This window comes from Mycobacterium sp. HUMS_12744610, from assembly GCF_041206865.1.
GTDB lineage: Bacteria > Actinomycetota > Actinomycetes > Mycobacteriales > Mycobacteriaceae > Mycobacterium > Mycobacterium servetii.
Window position 1 is genome coordinate 4264667 of record NZ_JBGEDP010000001.1, and the last position, 15851, is coordinate 4280517.

16 protein-coding genes and 2 pseudogenes are annotated in these 15851 nt (G+C 71.3%); 2 read left to right on the plus strand and 16 right to left on the minus strand.

Translation table 11 applies throughout. The features are described from left to right. Positions 1–26 precede the first annotated feature (26 nt). The 9 genes and pseudogenes from AB8998_RS20490 to AB8998_RS20530 form a co-directional block, all read right to left on the minus strand. Positions 27–923, minus strand: coding sequence for a tyrosine recombinase XerC (locus AB8998_RS20490; RefSeq protein ID WP_369739530.1), 897 nt, complete (start codon positions 921–923; stop codon positions 27–29). 32 nt (positions 924–955) lie between these two features. Next, on the minus strand, positions 956–2119 hold the full coding sequence (locus AB8998_RS20495; RefSeq protein WP_369739531.1) for a lactate 2-monooxygenase: 1164 nt from the start codon (positions 2117–2119) through the stop codon (positions 956–958). Positions 2120–2161: 42 nt separating this feature from the next. After that, complete coding sequence (locus AB8998_RS20500; protein ID WP_369739532.1) at positions 2162–3025, minus strand: siderophore-interacting protein; 864 nt, start codon at positions 3023–3025, stop codon at positions 2162–2164. A gap of 32 nt (positions 3026–3057) precedes the next feature. Continuing rightward, positions 3058–4227, minus strand: a complete 1170-nt coding sequence (gene dprA / locus AB8998_RS20505; RefSeq protein ID WP_369739533.1) for a DNA-processing protein DprA — start codon at positions 4225–4227, stop codon at positions 3058–3060. After that, positions 4224–5735 (minus strand): YifB family Mg chelatase-like AAA ATPase, encoded by a 1512-nt coding sequence (locus AB8998_RS20510; protein WP_369739534.1) that lies wholly within the window; start codon positions 5733–5735, stop codon positions 4224–4226. Before AB8998_RS20510 ends, dprA begins: the two co-directional genes overlap by 4 nt. Beyond that, entirely contained in the window at positions 5735–6112 is a 378-nt protein-coding gene (locus AB8998_RS20515) for a YraN family protein (RefSeq protein ID WP_369739535.1), read from the minus strand. The genes AB8998_RS20510 and AB8998_RS20515 overlap by 1 nt, the downstream gene beginning before the upstream one ends. A 127-nt stretch (positions 6113–6239) precedes the next feature. Continuing rightward, positions 6240–7061 (minus strand): formate dehydrogenase accessory sulfurtransferase FdhD, encoded by an 822-nt coding sequence (gene fdhD, locus AB8998_RS20520; protein ID WP_369739536.1) that lies wholly within the window; start codon positions 7059–7061, stop codon positions 6240–6242. Further along, positions 7049–9418, minus strand: a complete 2370-nt coding sequence (locus AB8998_RS20525; protein WP_369739537.1) for an FdhF/YdeP family oxidoreductase — start codon at positions 9416–9418, stop codon at positions 7049–7051. The genes fdhD and AB8998_RS20525 overlap by 13 nt, the downstream gene beginning before the upstream one ends. 24 nt (positions 9419–9442) lie before the next feature. Next, a pseudogene (locus tag AB8998_RS20530) lies at positions 9443–9770 on the minus strand (epimerase); the annotation flags it as partial. A gap of 247 nt (positions 9771–10017) precedes the next feature. Here AB8998_RS20530 and AB8998_RS20535 point away from each other — a divergent pair. Next, positions 10018–10768, plus strand: a pseudogene (locus AB8998_RS20535) (GAF and ANTAR domain-containing protein). A 20-nt stretch (positions 10769–10788) separates the two neighbouring features. Here AB8998_RS20535 and AB8998_RS20540 read toward each other — a convergent pair. Genes AB8998_RS20540 through rplS form a run of 4 tightly spaced genes read right to left on the minus strand, consistent with a single transcriptional unit; the run spans position 10789 to position 13147 of the window. Next, entirely contained in the window at positions 10789–11094 is a 306-nt protein-coding gene (locus AB8998_RS20540) for a DUF2469 domain-containing protein (RefSeq protein ID WP_076122808.1), read from the minus strand. Continuing rightward, positions 11091–11870, minus strand: a complete 780-nt coding sequence (locus AB8998_RS20545) for a ribonuclease HII (RefSeq protein WP_369739538.1) — start codon at positions 11868–11870, stop codon at positions 11091–11093. Before AB8998_RS20545 ends, AB8998_RS20540 begins: the two co-directional genes overlap by 4 nt. A 2-nt stretch (positions 11871–11872) precedes the next feature. Next, positions 11873–12748, minus strand: coding sequence for a signal peptidase I (gene lepB / locus AB8998_RS20550; protein WP_369739539.1), 876 nt, complete (start codon positions 12746–12748; stop codon positions 11873–11875). Positions 12749–12805: 57 nt separating this feature from the next. Next, positions 12806–13147, minus strand: a complete 342-nt coding sequence (rplS, locus tag AB8998_RS20555) for a 50S ribosomal protein L19 (RefSeq protein ID WP_369739540.1) — start codon at positions 13145–13147, stop codon at positions 12806–12808. 245 nt (positions 13148–13392) lie between these two features. Between rplS and AB8998_RS20560 the strand changes: the two genes are divergently transcribed. Next, a complete protein-coding gene (locus tag AB8998_RS20560) occupies positions 13393–14367 on the plus strand; it encodes a serine hydrolase (RefSeq protein ID WP_369739541.1) in 975 nt (324 codons plus the stop codon). On the opposite strand, the gene trmD is transcribed toward AB8998_RS20560, so the two are convergent. The 3 genes from trmD to AB8998_RS20575 are packed head-to-tail and all read right to left on the minus strand — an operon-like array spanning position 14364 to position 15851. Next, on the minus strand, positions 14364–15059 hold the full coding sequence (trmD, locus tag AB8998_RS20565; protein WP_369739542.1) for a tRNA (guanosine(37)-N1)-methyltransferase TrmD: 696 nt from the start codon (positions 15057–15059) through the stop codon (positions 14364–14366). The genes AB8998_RS20560 and trmD overlap by 4 nt on opposite strands. After that, positions 15056–15589: a ribosome maturation factor RimM gene (gene rimM / locus AB8998_RS20570; RefSeq protein ID WP_369739543.1), complete on the minus strand. Its 534-nt coding sequence runs from the start codon at positions 15587–15589 to the stop codon at positions 15056–15058. The genes trmD and rimM overlap by 4 nt, the downstream gene beginning before the upstream one ends. A 19-nt stretch (positions 15590–15608) precedes the next feature. Next, positions 15609–15851 carry an RNA-binding protein gene (locus tag AB8998_RS20575; RefSeq protein WP_369739544.1) on the minus strand — a complete coding sequence of 81 codons (243 nt, stop codon included), beginning with the start codon at positions 15849–15851 and terminating at the stop codon, positions 15609–15611.

The window sequence follows — 15851 nt, forward strand, 5'->3', positions numbered from 1 at the left end:
TGAGTTCCTCTCGCGTGCCGTGGGAGCTAGGCCCGCGGGTGGGCCTGGTCGTGCACCGCTCGCAGCCGCGACACCGCGACATGGGTGTAGAGCTGGGTGGTCGCCAGGCTGGAATGCCCCAGCAGTTCCTGCACGACCCGCAGGTCGGCTCCCCCTTCGAGCAGGTGCGTGGCCGCGCTGTGCCGCAGTCCGTGCGGGCCCATGTCGGGCGCGCCGTCGACCGCGGCAACGGTCTGGTGCACGACGGTGCGCGCCTGGCGCACGTCGAGCCGCCGGCCGCGGGCGCCCAGCAGCAGCGCCGGCCCGGACGCCGCGGTCGCCAGAGCGGGGCGACCGTCGGCCAGCCATGCGCGCAGCGCGTCGGCGGCCGGCAGCCCGTAAGGCACGGTGCGCTGCTTGTCGCCCTTGCCCAGGACGCGCACGAGCCGGTGGTGGGTATCCACGTCATCGATGTCCAGGCCGCACAGCTCGCTCACCCGGATCCCGGTCGCATACAGCAACTCGACGATCAGCCGGTCCCGCAACGCCAGCGGATCACCTTGCTGTGCACCAGATTTCGCGGCGTCCATGACGTCGGCGGCCTGGTCCTTGCGCAGCACGGCCGGCAGGGTGCGGTGCGCCTTGGGAACCTCCAGCCGGGCGGCCGGATCCCCGTCGAGCAGGCCGCGACGCGCCGCCCAGGAGGTGAACGCCTTGACCGCCGAGGTGCGCCGGGCCAGCGTGGTGCGGGCCGCGCCCGCGCCGGCCGCCGCGGCCAGCCACGAGCGCAGCACCGGCAGGGTCAGCCCGTCCAGGCCGACCCCGCGCCCGTCGCAGAACGCCAGCAGCGAGCGCACGTCCCCCAGGTAGGCCCGCCGGGTGTGCGCCGACCGGCCGCACCGCAGCGCCAGGTACTCGTCGAACTCCTCGAGGACCGCCTCCACGGCTCCACGGTCGCAGGCGCCGCGGGATCGCCTCAGTCGACGCGCCGCAGCGTAGCCGGGGTGAGATCTTTGCGGGTCGGATATCCATCCACGGCCATGATCAGGTCCGCCTCGGCCAACATCGCACGCAGCACGTGCACGATCCCGTCGGCGCCGCCGAGCGCCAGGCCGTAGGCGTAGGGCCGGCCGATACCCACCGCCGTCGCGCCCAGTGCGAGCGCCTTGACGACGTCGGCGCCGCTGCGGACCCCAGAGTCGAACAACACCGGCAGCCCGTCGGCCGCCTCGACCACCTCGGGTAGGGACGCCAGCGCGGGCAGGCCGCCGTTGGCCTGGCGGCCGCCGTGGTTGGAGCAGTAAATGCCGTCGACGCCTCCGTCCTTGGCGCGCCGCGCGTCGTCGGGATGGCAGATGCCCTTCAGGAGCAACGGAAGGTCGGTCAGCGAACGCAGCCAGGCGAGGTCGTCCCAGCTCAGGGCGTTCGCGAACAGCTGCACCCAGCGCAGCACCGCGCCCTGGGGGTCCTCCTCCGCCGGGCGTGCCAGGCCCGCCCGGAAGACGGGGTCGCTGGTGTAGTTGGCCAGGCAGTGGCCGCGCAGCTGCGGGAAGTTCGAGGTGCTCAGGTCGCGGGGGCGCCAGCCGGTGACCCAAGTGTCGAGGGTGACGACGATGCCCTTGAAACCGGCGGCCTCGGCGCGCCGCACCAGGCTGGCGGCCAGCTCCCGGTCGGTCGGCGTGTACAGCTGGAAGAATCCGGGCGTGTCGCCGAGCGCGGCGGCGACGTCTTCCATCGGGTCGACCGACAGCGTCGAGGCCACCATGGGCACGCCGGTGCGGGCGGCCGCGCGGGCGGTGGCCAGGTCGCCGTGACCGTCCTGGGCGCACAGGCCGATGACGCCGATCGGCGCCATGAACACCGGGCTCGGCAGCGTCATGCCGAACAGTTCGACGCTCAGGTCGCGCTCCTTGGCGCCGACGAACATGCGCGGAACGAGCCCCCACCGGTCGAATGCTTCGCAGTTAACCCGTTGCGTGCGTTCGTTGCCCGCGCCGCCCGCGACGTAGGACCACACCGACGGCGGCAGCGCCGTGGCGGCCTTGGCCTCGAGTTCGGCGAAGGCCATCGGCAGCGGCGGCACCACTCCGGCCAGGCCCCGCAGGTAGATCTCGTTCTGGTAGTCCCCGAAATGTGGCATGCGATGAGAATGCCAGCCGGCGCGGCGGTTGGGCGTGCGGTCCTACCGAACCGCCGCCTGGGCCTCCGCTTCCTTCTGGGCCAGCTCCTTCTTCCACTGGCGGAACGTCTCCTCGGTGCGGCCGCGCCGCCAGTAGCCGGAGATCGACGACGCCCAGCGCGCCTCCACACCACGCTCGTTGCGGATGTAGGGCCGCAGGTTGTGCATGACGGCCTGCGCCTCGCCGTGAATGAAGACGTGCACCTGCCCCGGTAGCCACGGCGTGGTGGTGACCGCCTCGATCAGCGGTGCGTGGTCGCCCGCGCGGTCCTCGGGCACCAGGTCGGCGCGACCGCCGCGGTAGACCCAGCGCACCTCGACGGAGTCCGGTGCGGTCAAGGCGATCTCGTCCTCGGGGTTGGCCACCTCGATGAACGCCTTGCCGACCGCGTCGGGGGGCAGCGCTTCCAGCGCCGCCGCGATAGCCGGCAGCGCGGACTCGTCTCCGGCCAGCAGATGCCAGTCGGCGGCCGGGTCGGGTGTGTAGGCGCCGCCGGGGCCCATCAGGTACACCGGCTGCCCCGGTTGCGCCGTGGCCGCCCAGGGGCCGGCCACCCCATGCTCGCCGTGCACGACGATGTCGACCGCGATCTGCTGGTTCGCGGCGTCGACGCGGCGGACCGTCATGGTCCGCACCGCCGGCTTCCGCTCGGGCGGCAGGTCGGCGAAGCTGTCCAGCGTCAACGGCCGCGGCAGCGCGGCCATGTCGACGTCGTCGGGGACGAAGACCATCTTGACGTAGGTGTCGGTGAACCTGTTGGGCACGAAGGTGCCGAACTCGTTGCTGCCCAGCAGCACCCGAATCATGTGTGGTGCCAGCTGTTGTGTGCTGACGACTTCAAACGTTTGCAGTGGTCGACCCGCCACTTGTCCTCCCGTCCAGACCCGGCCCACGTCGACTATACGAGCCGCGGCGTCCGCCCAGCTCGGGCGGCGTTGGCGCGGACGACTTTCCAGCGACCGTCGGCGCGCTGCACCAGCCCGGCCACCTCCAGGATCGCCAGCGGGCCCAGCACCTGCTCCGGCGGCAGGCCCGACTCCACTGCGATCTGGTCGACCGAGGCGGCCCCGCGCCCCGGCAGCGCTTCGTACACCTGACGCTGCGCCTGGTCGAGCCCGTCCAGGGCGGTGCCCGGGCGCGGCTGCTCGGGCGCCAACTCGCCGACGCGGCCGACCAACTCGACGATGTCCTCGGCGCGGGTGACCAGTTCCGCGCCCTGGCGCAGCAACAAGTGACAACCCGCCGACGCCGACGAGGTCACGGGCCCGGGCACGGCGCCCACCACCCGGCCCAGGGCGCGCGCCCAGGCGGCCGTGTTCGCCGCCCCGCTGCGCAGCCCGGCCTCCACCACCACGGACGCCCCCGCGACCGCGGCGACCAGGCGGTTGCGGGTCAGGAACCGGTGCCGGGCGGGGCGGACACCGGGCGGGTATTCGCTGAACAACATCCCGTGCCGGCCGATGCGGTGCAGCAACGCCGAATGGCCGGCCGGGTACGCGACGTCCAGCCCGCTGGCGAGGATGGCCACCGTGACGCCGTCGCAGCTCAGCGCCGCCCGGTGCGCCGCGCCGTCGATGCCGTAGGCGCCGCCGGAGACGACCGCGACGTCGCGTTCGGCCAGGCCGGCCGCGAGGTCGGCCGTCACCTGCTCGCCGTATGCGGTCGAGGCCCGGGTGCCGACCACGGCGGCCGCACGTTCGCTCACCTCGTCCAGGCGCGCCGGGCCCTGCGCCCACAACACCAGCGGTGGGCTGCCGCCGGGCCGTGCACCGGGCCGAGCGCCGAACGCCGCGAAGGCCAGCACCGGCCACTCGTCGGTGTCCGGCGTGATCAGTCGCCCGCCGCGGGCGGCGAGCAGGTCGAGATCGGCCGCGGCCCGGTCGACTTCCCGGCGCGCCGCGGTGTGCCGCGCCAGGTCGTCGCCGACCAGCCCGCGCCGGACCCGGTCGGCGGCCTCCACCGGGCCGACGGCGTGCACCAGGGCGGCGAGTTCGGGGCAGGGCGGCTCGGCCACCCGCGACAGGTAGGCCCAGGCCAGGGCCGTGGGGTCGGCGGCCGGGGCCGTCATCGCCGCGCCCCCATCTGCCGGAAGCTGAGCGCCGCGGCGACTTCGTCGAGCCCGGGCAGGTCCCGGCCGGCCAGGTCGGCCAGGCTCCACGCGACCCGCAGGGTGCGATCCACACCGCGGATGCTGAGCAACCCGCGGTCCACCGCGCTGCGCAGCGGCTCCATCGCTTGGCTGCCGAGCCGGAACTTGCGCCGCAGCAGCGGCCCGCTGACCTCGGCATTGGTGCGGAACCCGTGGGGCCGCCACCGCGCGGCGGCCGCCTCGCGGGCCGCTGCCACCCGCCGGCGGACCCGCTCGGTCGGTTCACCGTCGGTGGCCGAGAACGCGCCGGCCCGTACCGGATTCATCTGTACCCGCAGGTCCACGCGATCCATCAGGGGCCCGGACAGTTTGCCCAGGTAGCGCCGTTTGGTCGCCGCCGCGCAGATGCAGTCCTGCGGGTCCGCCGGCGCGCACGGACACGGGTTCGCGGCCAGCACGAGCTGGAAGCGGGCCGGGTAGCAGGCCACCCCGTCGCGCCGGGCGAGCCGGATCTGCCCGTCCTCCAACGGGGTTCGCAACGACTCCAGCGCGGCGACGCTGATCTCGGCGCATTCGTCCAGAAACAGCACCCCGCGGTGGGCCCGGCTGACGGCGCCCGGGCGGGCCATTCCCGAGCCGCCACCGACCAACGCGGCGACGCTGGAGCTGTGATGCGGCGCCACGAAGGGCGGTCTGGTGATCAAGGGCGTGTCCGACGACAGCAGGCCGGCCACCGAGTGGATCGCGGTGACCTCCAGCGACTCGCTGTCCGACAGCGTCGGCAGCAACCCCGGGAGGCGTTGCGCCAGCATCGTTTTTCCGACGCCCGGCGGCCCGGTCAGCATCAGGTGGTGCGCGCCCGCAGCCGCGACTTCGACCGCGTAGCGCGCCTGCGCCTGCCCCACCACGTCGGCGAGGTCGGCCGAGGGCTCCGAATCCGTGGCGACCGCCGTGATCCGCTCGCTCAGGGGGGCGGACCCCGACAGCCAGCTCCGCAGCTGTCTCAGGGAGCGCACGCCCCAGACGTCGACGCCGTCGACCAGGCTGGCCTCAGCCAGGTTGTCGACGGGGACCACGACGGCCGGCCAGCCCTCGCGCTTGGCGGCCAGCACGGCGGGTAGCACGCCGCGCACCGGGCGGACCCGCCCGTCCAGCGACAGCTCGCCCAGCAGGAGCGTCTTCTCCAGGCGTTCCCACGGGGTTTTCCGCTGCGCCGAGAGCACCGCGGCCGCCAAGGCGATGTCGTAGACCGATCCCATCTTGGGCAATGTCGCCGGCGACAGCGCGAGCGTGAGCCGGGCCTGGGGCCAGTTGTTGGTGCAGTTGGTGACCGCCGCACGGACCCGGTTGCGGGACTCCTGCAGCGCGGCGTCGGGCAGCCCCACCAGGTGCACCCCCGGCAGGCCGGAGGAGATGTCGGCCTCGATCTCCACGATCTCGCCGTCGAGCCCGCGCACGGCGACCGAGAACGCCCGTCCCAGCGCCATCAGCCGATCCCCCGCAGGTGGGTGATCTCCGGGGTGCGGTGCCGCCCGACCCGCACGCCGATCACGTCGATGCGCACGGCGGCCCAGCGCACGTCCTGGCCGGCCAACCACAGCCCGGCAAGCCGGCGCAGACGCCGGACCTTGCCCGGGGTGACGGCGTTCGGCAGCCCACCGTAGCCGTCGCCGGTGCGGGTTTTCACCTCGACGAACACCACCGCGCGGGCGGCGTCGTCGGCGGCGATCACGTCGAGTTCGCCGTAGCGGCACCGCCAGTTGCGGTCCACGATCCGAAATCCCATCCGGGTCAAGTGGTCCACGGCGAGCGCCTCGCCCATCGCGCCCAACTCCACCCGGGTCATCGTCTTTTCTGTCGTCACGCCTGCCACTCTGGGCGGCGGCCCCGACACCGCGCACCGCCGCGGGCGCGAGATCCTCGGTCGAAGGGCCGGTTATCCCCAGTCGCGCGCGTATCCACAACCGCGCCCGCCGCAGAGCGGCGAACGGTCAGGCGATCCGGTCGGCGCGGGTGTAGACGTTCATCGAGTCGCCGCGCAGAAACGCCACGAGGGTGATCCCGGACTCCTCGGCCAGCGAGACCGCCAGCGACGACGGCGCGGACACCGCGGCCAGCACGGGGATGCCGGCCATCACGGCCTTCTGGGTCAGCTCGAAGGACGCGCGCCCGCTCACCAGCAGCACCGACGCCGCCAGCGGCACCCGCTCGCGCTCCAGCGCCCAGCCGATGACCTTGTCGACCGCGTTGTGCCGTCCGACGTCCTCCCGCACGGCCAACACGGCGCCCTCGGCGGAGAACAGCGCCGCGGCGTGCAGCCCGCCGGTGCTGTGGAATACCTTCTGCGCGGCCCTCAGTTGGCGGGGCATCGCCCGCAGCGTGGCCGCCGCGACGGTGGCGCCGTCGGCACCGGGATGGAAGCGGCTGCTCAGCCGCACCGCCTCCAGCGACGCCTTGCCACAGACCCCGCACGACGAGGTCGTGTAGAAGTTGCGCGTCACATCGAGGTCGGGCAGCGCGACGCCGCGCGCCAGGGTGACCTCGAGCACGTTGTAGCTGTTGGCGCCGTCATCGTCGCGGCCACCGCAGTAGCGAATGCTGTGCACGTCCCCGCGTCGGGCGATCACTCCCTCGGTGAGCAGGAACCCCTGCGCGAGTTCGACGTCCGCGCCGGGCGTGCGCATCGTCACCGTGATCGCCGAGCCGTTGACGCGGATCTCCAACGGCTCCTCGACGACCAGCGTGTCCGACCGGGTGGTCGACGTGTCGGCGGTGAGGCGCTGGACCCGCCAACGCGCGGTTACGCGCCCCACCGGGTGCCGTCGCCGACGCCGAGAGCCACCGGGGACGAGGCCGGCTCCACCCTGATGACGATCGCCTTCGATACCGGCGTGTTCGACTTGGCGGCGACGTGATCAAGTGCGACAAGCGGATTCGTTTCCGGATAATATGCCGCGGCATTGCCGACCGGGGTCGAATAGGAAATCACCAAGAAATCTTTGGCGCGCCGCTCCTGCAGACGGCCATCGGCATCGCTCCACTCCGACACCAGGTCGACGCGCTCGCCCGCCTTCAGACCCAACGCCTCGATGTCGGCCGGGTTCACGAACACCACACGCCGTCCACCCTTCACCCCTCGATAACGGTCGTCGAGCCCGTAGATCGTGGTGTTGTACTGGTCGTGACTGCGCAGCGTTTGCAGCACCAGCCGGCCCGGCGGCACCGGCACCCATTGCAGCGGATTGACGGCGAAGTTGGCTTTGCCCGTGCCGGTGTGGAATTCGCGCGAGTCGCGGGGTGGATGGGGCAACTGGAATCCGTCCGGCCGGCGCACCTTGCGGTTGTAGTCGGCACAGCCGGGGACCACCGCGGCGATGGCATCGCGAATGGTGTCGTAGTCGGCCGCGAAACGCTCCCACGGCACCGGATGCGCCGCGCCGAGCAGAGTGCGCGCCAGCTGGCAGACGATTTCGACCTCGCTGCGCACCTGGTCGCTGGGCGGGTGCAGGCTGCCTCGCGACAGATGCACCATTGACATCGAATCCTCAACCGAGACAACCTGTTTGCGCCCTCCGCGGATGTCGCGGTCGGTGCGACCAAGCGTGGGCAGGATCAGCGCCGTCGCGCCGTGCACGAGATGGCTGCGGTTGAGCTTGGTCGCAATCTGAACGGTCAGCGCGCAACTGCGCAAGGCCGCCTCGGTGACGGCGGTGTCGGGGGTGGCCGACGCGAAATTGCCACCCATGCCCATGAACACCGTGACCCGCCCGTCGCGCATGGCGCGGATCGCCGCCACGGTGTCATAGCCGTGCTTGCGGGGGGTGGCGATGCGGAATTCGCGGTCCAGCGAAGCGAGGAACGGCTCGGGCATCTTCTCCCAGATCCCCATCGTGCGGTCGCCCTGCACGTTGGAATGGCCGCGCACCGGGCACACCCCCGCGCCCGGCTTGCCGATCATGCCGCGCAGCAGCAGCAGGTTGGTGGCCTCGCCGATGGTGGCCACGGCGTGGCTGTGCTGGGTCAAGCCCATGGCCCAGCAGACGACCGTGCGCTGCGATGCCCTAAGCATCGCGGCAACACGCTCCAGTTGCTGCCGCTCGATGCCGGTGGCGGCCAGCGCGGTGCCGATGTCGACCCCGAGGGTCTGGCGCCGATACTCGTCGAAGCCGGCGCAATACCGGTCGACGAATTCCCGGTCGACGACGGTCCCGGGGGCCCGCCCCTCGGCCTCGAGCAACAGCTTGCCCAGCCCGGCGAACAGCGCCATGTCCCCGCCGATACGGATCTGCACGAACTCGTCAGCCACCGGGATGCCATGCCCGGCGAGCCCGTTCAGCTTCTGCGGGTCCCTGAACCGGATCAAGCCGGCCTCAGGTAGGGGATTTATCGCGATGATCTTGGCGCCGTGGGACTTTGCTTTCTCCAGCACCGACAGCATGCGCGGGTGGTTGGTGCCGGGGTTCTGCCCGGCGACGATGATCAGATCGGCATGCTCGACGTCGTCGACGGTGACGGACCCCTTTCCGATGCCGATCGACTCCGTCAGCGCCGCGCCCGAGGATTCGTGGCACATGTTCGAGCAATCGGGCAGATTGTTCGTGCCGAAGCAGCGGACCATCAACTGGTAGCAGAACGCGGCCTCGTTGCTGGTGCGACCCGACGTATAGAACACCGCGGCATCCGGGCTATCCAACGCGTTGAGCTGATCGGCGATCAGCCGGTAGGCGGCGTCCCAGCCGATCGGCCGGTAGTGATCATCGCCGGGCCGCAGCACCATCGGATGGGTGATGCGGCCTTGCTGGGACAGCCAGTATTCGGGCTTCGCCGACAGCTCTGCCACCGAGTGCCGGGCGAAGAATTCCGGCGTCACCGTGCGCCTGGTGGCCTCCTCCGCCACGGCCTTGGCACCGTTCTCGCAGAATTCGGCCAGCTTGCGTCCGCCACGCCCCTCGGGCCAGGCGCAACCGGGGCAGTCGAATCCCTTGCGCTGATTGAGCCGGGCCAGCACCGCCGCGGTCCGCAGCGCGCCCATCTGCTCCCACCCGCGCTGCAGGGACACGATGACCGCTCGGAGGCCCGCCGCCTCACGTTTGCGTGTCGTAACCGTTATCGCGTCTTCGTCGTAGCCGGCAGGGAAGCCGCGAGACGCGGCCCCGAGCTTGTAACCCACCGGATCAAACTACATCGGCGTGCCTCACAGCGCCGAGGCCAGCGCCGCCAGGGCCTCGGCCGAGGAATGCAGCGGCCACCAGCCCAGCGCCGTCTTGGCCTTCGTCGTGTCCATCACTACCGAGGTCCGTGCGACGTGCAGCCATTCCAGCAGGGACGGGACGAACGACGCCTTCGCGCGCCGCCTTTTGCGCGGAGTAGTAGTGCTCGGGAGAGCCGCGCGGCGCGCCGTCCTCGATGAGCGGGACGGGGTTGTCGCCGTGGTAGCCGTAGGCCGCCACCGACGAGGTGTAGACCAGCCGCCGTGGCTGCGAGGCGGCGACCGTGGCCTCGAAGACGTTGCGGGTGCCTTCCCATGTGCGTTGTCCTGCCCTGCCGGGGAGCAACCAAAACAAGTACCCCGATTGCGACCGACAGGACCGGCTCCGGGCCGTAGGCTTGCGGCGCAGCGCCGCAGCCGCGGCACTCGCTGTGACCCGGCGAATCGCTGACAGTCCGGCAACCCCAGCACGGGGCACGTGCGGCTCGTTGCCGACCGATAATCTATGGCCACGGGGCGGGCCCGGCTACGCTCGGACACCGCCGTGAGGGAGGCACAACGTGGTAGACGACTTGAACACCGGCCCGGCCGGCCCACCGCCCGGCGGAGAGAAGGCCGATCCGGCGACGGTCTTCTCGGCTCTCGCCGAGATCATCTATCAGGGCTCGGATCCCGGTGAGATGTACTCGGCGATCTGCGTGGCCGCGACGCTGACGGTGCGCGGCTGCGACCACGCCAGCCTGATGCTGCGCGAGAACGGGCAGTATGTCACCGTCGGCGCCAGCGACCGGCTCGCGCACTCGATCGACGCGCTGGAACGGCGCGTCGGGGACGGCCCCTGCATCGATGCGATCGAGGAGGAAACCCCCCAGATCGACACCGACCTCACCTCCCCGTCGCTGTGGCCGAAACTGGCGGCGGTCCTCGTCGAGGAGACACCGGTCCGCGGAGCGATGGGGTTTCGCCTGCTGGTCGACAAGCGCAAGGCCGCGGCCCTCAACCTGTTCAGCGACACCCCCAACCTGTTCGACCGAGTCGGCCGGTGCGGCCGCGGTGCTGGCGTCGTTCGCCAGCGTGGCCATCAACGCCGTGGCCAAGGGAGAAGACGCCGCGAGCCTGCGGCGAGGCCTGCTCAGCAACCGGGAGATCGGGAAGGCGGTCGGCATGCTGATGTTGCTGCACGACATGAGCGAGGACCAAGCCTTCGACCTGCTGCGCCGCCATTCGCAGAGCCTCAACATCAAGCTCGCCGACGTGGCGCGGGCGGTCATCGAGAGGCGGGGCCATCTGCCCCCCGAAGGCGAGGGCTAGCGCGGGGCCGAACGGGCCGGCTATTCGGGCAGCCGCAACTCCGGCTTCTCGACCTCTTCGATGTTGACGTCCTTGAAAGTGACCACGCGCACCTGCTTGACGAACCGCGCCGGCCGGTACATGTCCCACACCCACGCGTCGGACAGGCGCAACTCGAAGTACACCTCGCCGTCGGCGTTGCGGGGCATCATCTCCACGCTGTTGGCCAGGTAGAAACGCCGCTCCGTTTCGACGACGTAGCTGAACTGACCGACGATGTCCTTGTACTCGCGGTACAGCGAGAGCTCCATCTCGGTTTCGTACTTTTCGAGATCCTCTGCACTCATCTGTCACTCACCTGGTCAAGACGTCCTTCTCGTTGCGAACTGGTCCCATCTTTCCTCAACGGTATGCGCCACGGCGCGTCCGGAGGGTTCGGATCGCAATCCGCCACCACCCGGCTCTGCGAGCCGATCGCCACGCGACGGACGTTGATGAAGGAATGGCGGTGCTCGGGGCACGGGCCCAGCCGGGCCAGCGCCGTGCGGTGCGCGGGCGTGCTGTAGCCCTTGTGGTCGGCGAAACCGTAACCGGGGTGGTCGGCGTCCACCGCGACCATCAGCCGGTCGCGGCTGACCTTGGCCAGCACGCTGGCCGCGGCGATGCAGGCCGCGGCCGCGTCCCCAGCGATCACCGGCAGCGACGGCATGGGCAGGCCGGGCACCCGGAAGCCGTCGCTGAGCACATAACCGGGACGCACCGTAAGGCCGGCCACCGCGCGGCGCATTCCCTCGATGTTGGCGACGTGCACGCCGCGCCGGTCCACCTCGGCCGACGGGATGAACACCACGTGGTAGGCCAACGCGTAGCGCTGGATCAGGGGAAACAGCCGCTCCCGCACCTTCTCGGTCAGCTTCTTCGAGTCGTCCAGGGCGGCAAGGCTTTCCAGCTTTCCCGGGCCGAGCACGCAGGCCGCCACCACCAGGGGGCCCGCGCAGGCGCCGCGGCCCACCTCGTCCACCCCGGCCACCGGGCCCAGACCGCTGCGGTACAGCGCGGACTCCAGGGTCCGCAGACCCCCGGACTTGCGGATCACCGTCCGCGGCGGCCAGGTCGTGGCCACGGCTACCGATTCTGCTGCGGGTTCACCGAGTCCACGACGCCCCAGCGCCCCGGCGGCCAAACGATGAACCTGGCCTTGCCGATGACGTTGGAGACCGGCACGGTGCCCGACATCGGGTCGCCGGTGCACAGGATGCCCTTCAGCGCGTCGGTCGGGGTGCTCGCGCAGTGGGCCCGCGAGTCCGCCGAGTGCGTCCGGTTGTCGCCCATCACCCACAGGCGCCCCGCGGGCACGGTGACCGGCCCGAACTCGGGCCCCAGACAGGGGTAGACGGCGGGATTGGCCATCATGGTCGCCGGGTCCAGGTACGGCTCGAAAAGCCGCTTGCCGTTGACCGTCAACCCCGTGTCGGCCCGGCACTGCACCGTCTGCCCGCCGACCGCGATCACCCGCTTGACCAAGTCGTTCTCGTCGGGGGGCACGAAGCCGACGAAGGACAGCGCGTTCTGGGCCCAGCGCAGCGCGGTGTTGTTGGATCGGATCGACTTGTACCCGACGTTCCACGCCGGCGGTCCTTTGAAGACGACGACGTCGCCGGGTCGTGGGGCGGCGAAGTCGTAGGTCACCTTGTCCACCATGATCCGGTCGCCGACACAGCCGGGGCATCCGTGCAGGGTGGGCTCCATCGACTCCGACGGAATCAGGTAGGGCCGCGCCACGAACGTCAGCATGACGTAGTAGAGCACCACAGCGATGACCGCGAGAATCGCGAACTCGCGCAGGGCGGACCGCTTGGTGCGCTTGGGCTCTGGCACCTCCGGGGCTTCGCCCTCCGCGGCGGCCGCGTCGTCGGCCGCGCCGGGGTCGCACGTGGAAACCTTCGGCTCTGAGGGACCGGCGTCGGGCCGGGGCTCGGATGAGTCCGTGCTATCGGTCACGAGACCAGCGTAGCCAGGTCGGTTGGCGCCCTGGTGAACCGCCGGGCCGGTGCGCCGTCAGCGCTTCTCCTTGATCTTGGCCTTCTTGCCGCGGAGCTCACGCAAGTAGTACAGCTTGGCGCGGCGGACATCGCCCCGGGTCACCACCTCGATGTGGTCGATGGTCGGTGAGTGCACCGGAAACGTGCGCTCGACGCCGACGCCGTAGCTTTCCTTGCGCACGGTGAAGGTCTCGCTGACGCCCCCGCCCTGCCGGCGGATGACCACGCCCTTGAACACCTGGATACGCTCCTTGGCGCCTTCGATGACCTTGACGTGCACGTTGATGGTGTCGCCCGGACCGAAGGCCGGGATGTCGTCGCGTAGCGACGCCTGGTCGACGAAGTCCAGCCTGTTCATGCGAAAGACACTTCCTTGCAGTCGCGGCTCCCGGCCGCCCGCACGCGGGCGCCAAGCGGTCACCGAGCCGATGGGTTCGAGCGTTCCAATTCGTCTCGCAGCAGGCGGGAAGCGGCCCGGCCGGCCGGCGACCGCTGGAGACAACTGGTCAATTGTGCCAGACACCTGCCATGCAGTGAAAATCACAGGGAATCACCGCGCCGTACCGCGAGCCAACAGCGCAGGTCAGTGGTAGATATGACGGCATGCGACGACGATCCCTGACGCTGCCGGCCGCCCTCGCGGCGGCGACGTTGGTGATCGCGACGGCCTGCCTGACCCAGCTGCGCACACAGGTGCAGGCGAAGGTGTACGACGCCGCGCTCGCCCCCGCGTCCAACCCGGTGGCGCCCCCGTCGCCGCAGCAGCTGGCCGATCTGTTCGCGGGGACCGGCGCGCCGCACCCACCCGAGCGGGCGCTGCCCACCGCCGAGTTCGGCCTGCTGCAGGCGCGGATGCAGCAGGCGACCGACGAGGCCGCCGCCGCGGGCGCCGCGCTGTCGGTCGCGGTCCTGGACCGCGTCACCAACCGCCTCGTCTCCAACGGCAACGGCCAGATCCCCGGGACGGCGTCGGTGGCCAAGCTCTTCATCGCCGACGACCTGCTGTTGCAGGAGGCCTCGGGCAGGACCGCGCTGGCCCCCGACGACCGCCAGGCCGTGGACCTGATGCTGCAGTCCTCCGACGACGGGGCGGCCGAGCGGTTCTGGGGTCAGGACGGCGGCAACGCCATCATCACCGAGGTGGCGGCCCGGTACGGGCTGGGCTCGACCACGCCGCCACCCGACGGCCGCTGGTGGAACACGATCAGTTCGGTGACCGACCTGATCCGCTACTACCAAAAGCTGCTCGACGGCTCCGGCGGGCTGCCCGCCGAGCGGGCGAAGATGATCGTCGACGACCTGGGCCGCTCCACGCCCAACGGCGTAGACGGCTACCCGCAGCGGTTCGGCATCCCCGATGGCCTCTACGCCGAGCCGGTGGCGGTCAAGCAGGGCTGGATGTGCTGCATCGGCGCCGACTGGATGCACCTGTCGACCGGGCTCGTCGGCCCCGACCACCGCTACATCATGGTGGTGCAGTCGCTGCAGCCCTCCGACGACGCGACCGCCCGCGAGACGATAACCCGGGCGGTCAGGACGATGTTCCCCGACGGCCGGATCGGCCCCGCACTCGACTAGTCGCCCGGCGGGCACAGGTCCGGGCGGCGTTCGCGGGTCCGGCGCAGGGAGACCCCCCGGCGCCAGGCGGCCACCCGGGCGTGGTCCCCGGACAGCAGCACCTCGGGGACGTCGAGCCCCCGCCAGCTGGATGGGCGGGTGTAGCTGGGACCCTCCAGCAGCCGGTCCAGGCCGGGCGAGTGCGAATCGTCCCGGTGCGAGTCGGGGTTGCCCAGGACGCCGGGTAGCAACCGCAGCACCGCCTCGATGATCACGACCGCCGCCGACTCCCCGCCCGGCAGCACGTAGTCGCCGATCGAGACCTCCGCGACCCGCATGCGGCGGGCGGCGTCCTCGACGACCCGCTGGTCGATGCCCTCGTAGCGGCCGCAGGCGAACGCCAGGTGCGCCTCGGCGCTCCAGCGCTGGGCGGTGGCCTGGGTGAACAGCGCACCGGCGGGCGTGGGCACCACCAACAGCGTCTCGCCGGAACAGATCTCGTCCAGCGCCTCTCCCCACACCGGAGCCCGCATCACCATCCCGGGGCCCCCGCCGTAGGGCGCGTCGTCGACCGAGCGGTGCACGTCGTGCGTCCAGCGCCGCAGGTCGTGTACGCGCAGGTCCACCACACCCGACTCGATCGCCTTGCCCGGCAACGACTGCCGCAGCGGGTCCAGGTAGGCCGGGAAGATCGTGACGACGTCGATTCTCATGCCAGATCTAAAAGACCCTCGGGCGGATCGATCTCGACGACGCCGTCCGGCAACGACACCGACGTGACGATCGCGCCGACGAACGGCACCAGCACCTCCCCGCCGTCGGGCGGGCGCACCGCGAGCAACTCACCGGCCGCGGTGTGCAGCACCTCGACGACGACGCCGACGTGGGCACCCGTCGTGGTGCGCACGCGCAGGCCTTCGAGCTGGTGGTCGTAGTAGGTGTCCGGTTCGTCGACCGGGTCGATCGGCGGCAGATCGGCGGAGTCGACGACGAACAAGCTGCCGCGCAGCGCCTCGGCGGCGTCCCGGTCGGCGACGCCGGCCAGCCGCACCAGCAGCCGCCCGCCGTGCTCGCGCGCGCTGTCCACGACGTAGCTGCGCTCCGGTGCGCCGCCGCGGGCGTCTCTGGCGCGCAACGCGGTGCCCGGGGCGAACCGGGCGGCGGGGTCGTCGGTGCGGACCTCGACGACCACCTCGCCGCCGATGCCGTGCGCCTTGACCACGCGCCCGACGGTCAACTCCAACGGAGTTCCATGCGCGCTGCTACTGGTCGGTGTCCACGACGTCGACGCGGATGCCGCGACCGCCGATGCCGGCGACCAGCGTGCGCAGCGCGGTCGCGGTGCGACCGCCGCGACCGATCACCTTGCCCAGGTCGTCGGGGTGGACGTGGACCTCGACGGTGCGCCCGCGCCGGCTGGTCACCATGTCCACCCGGACGTCGTCCGGGTTGTCGACGATCCCGCGGACCAGGTGCTCGACTGCGTCGACGACGACGGTGCCCAC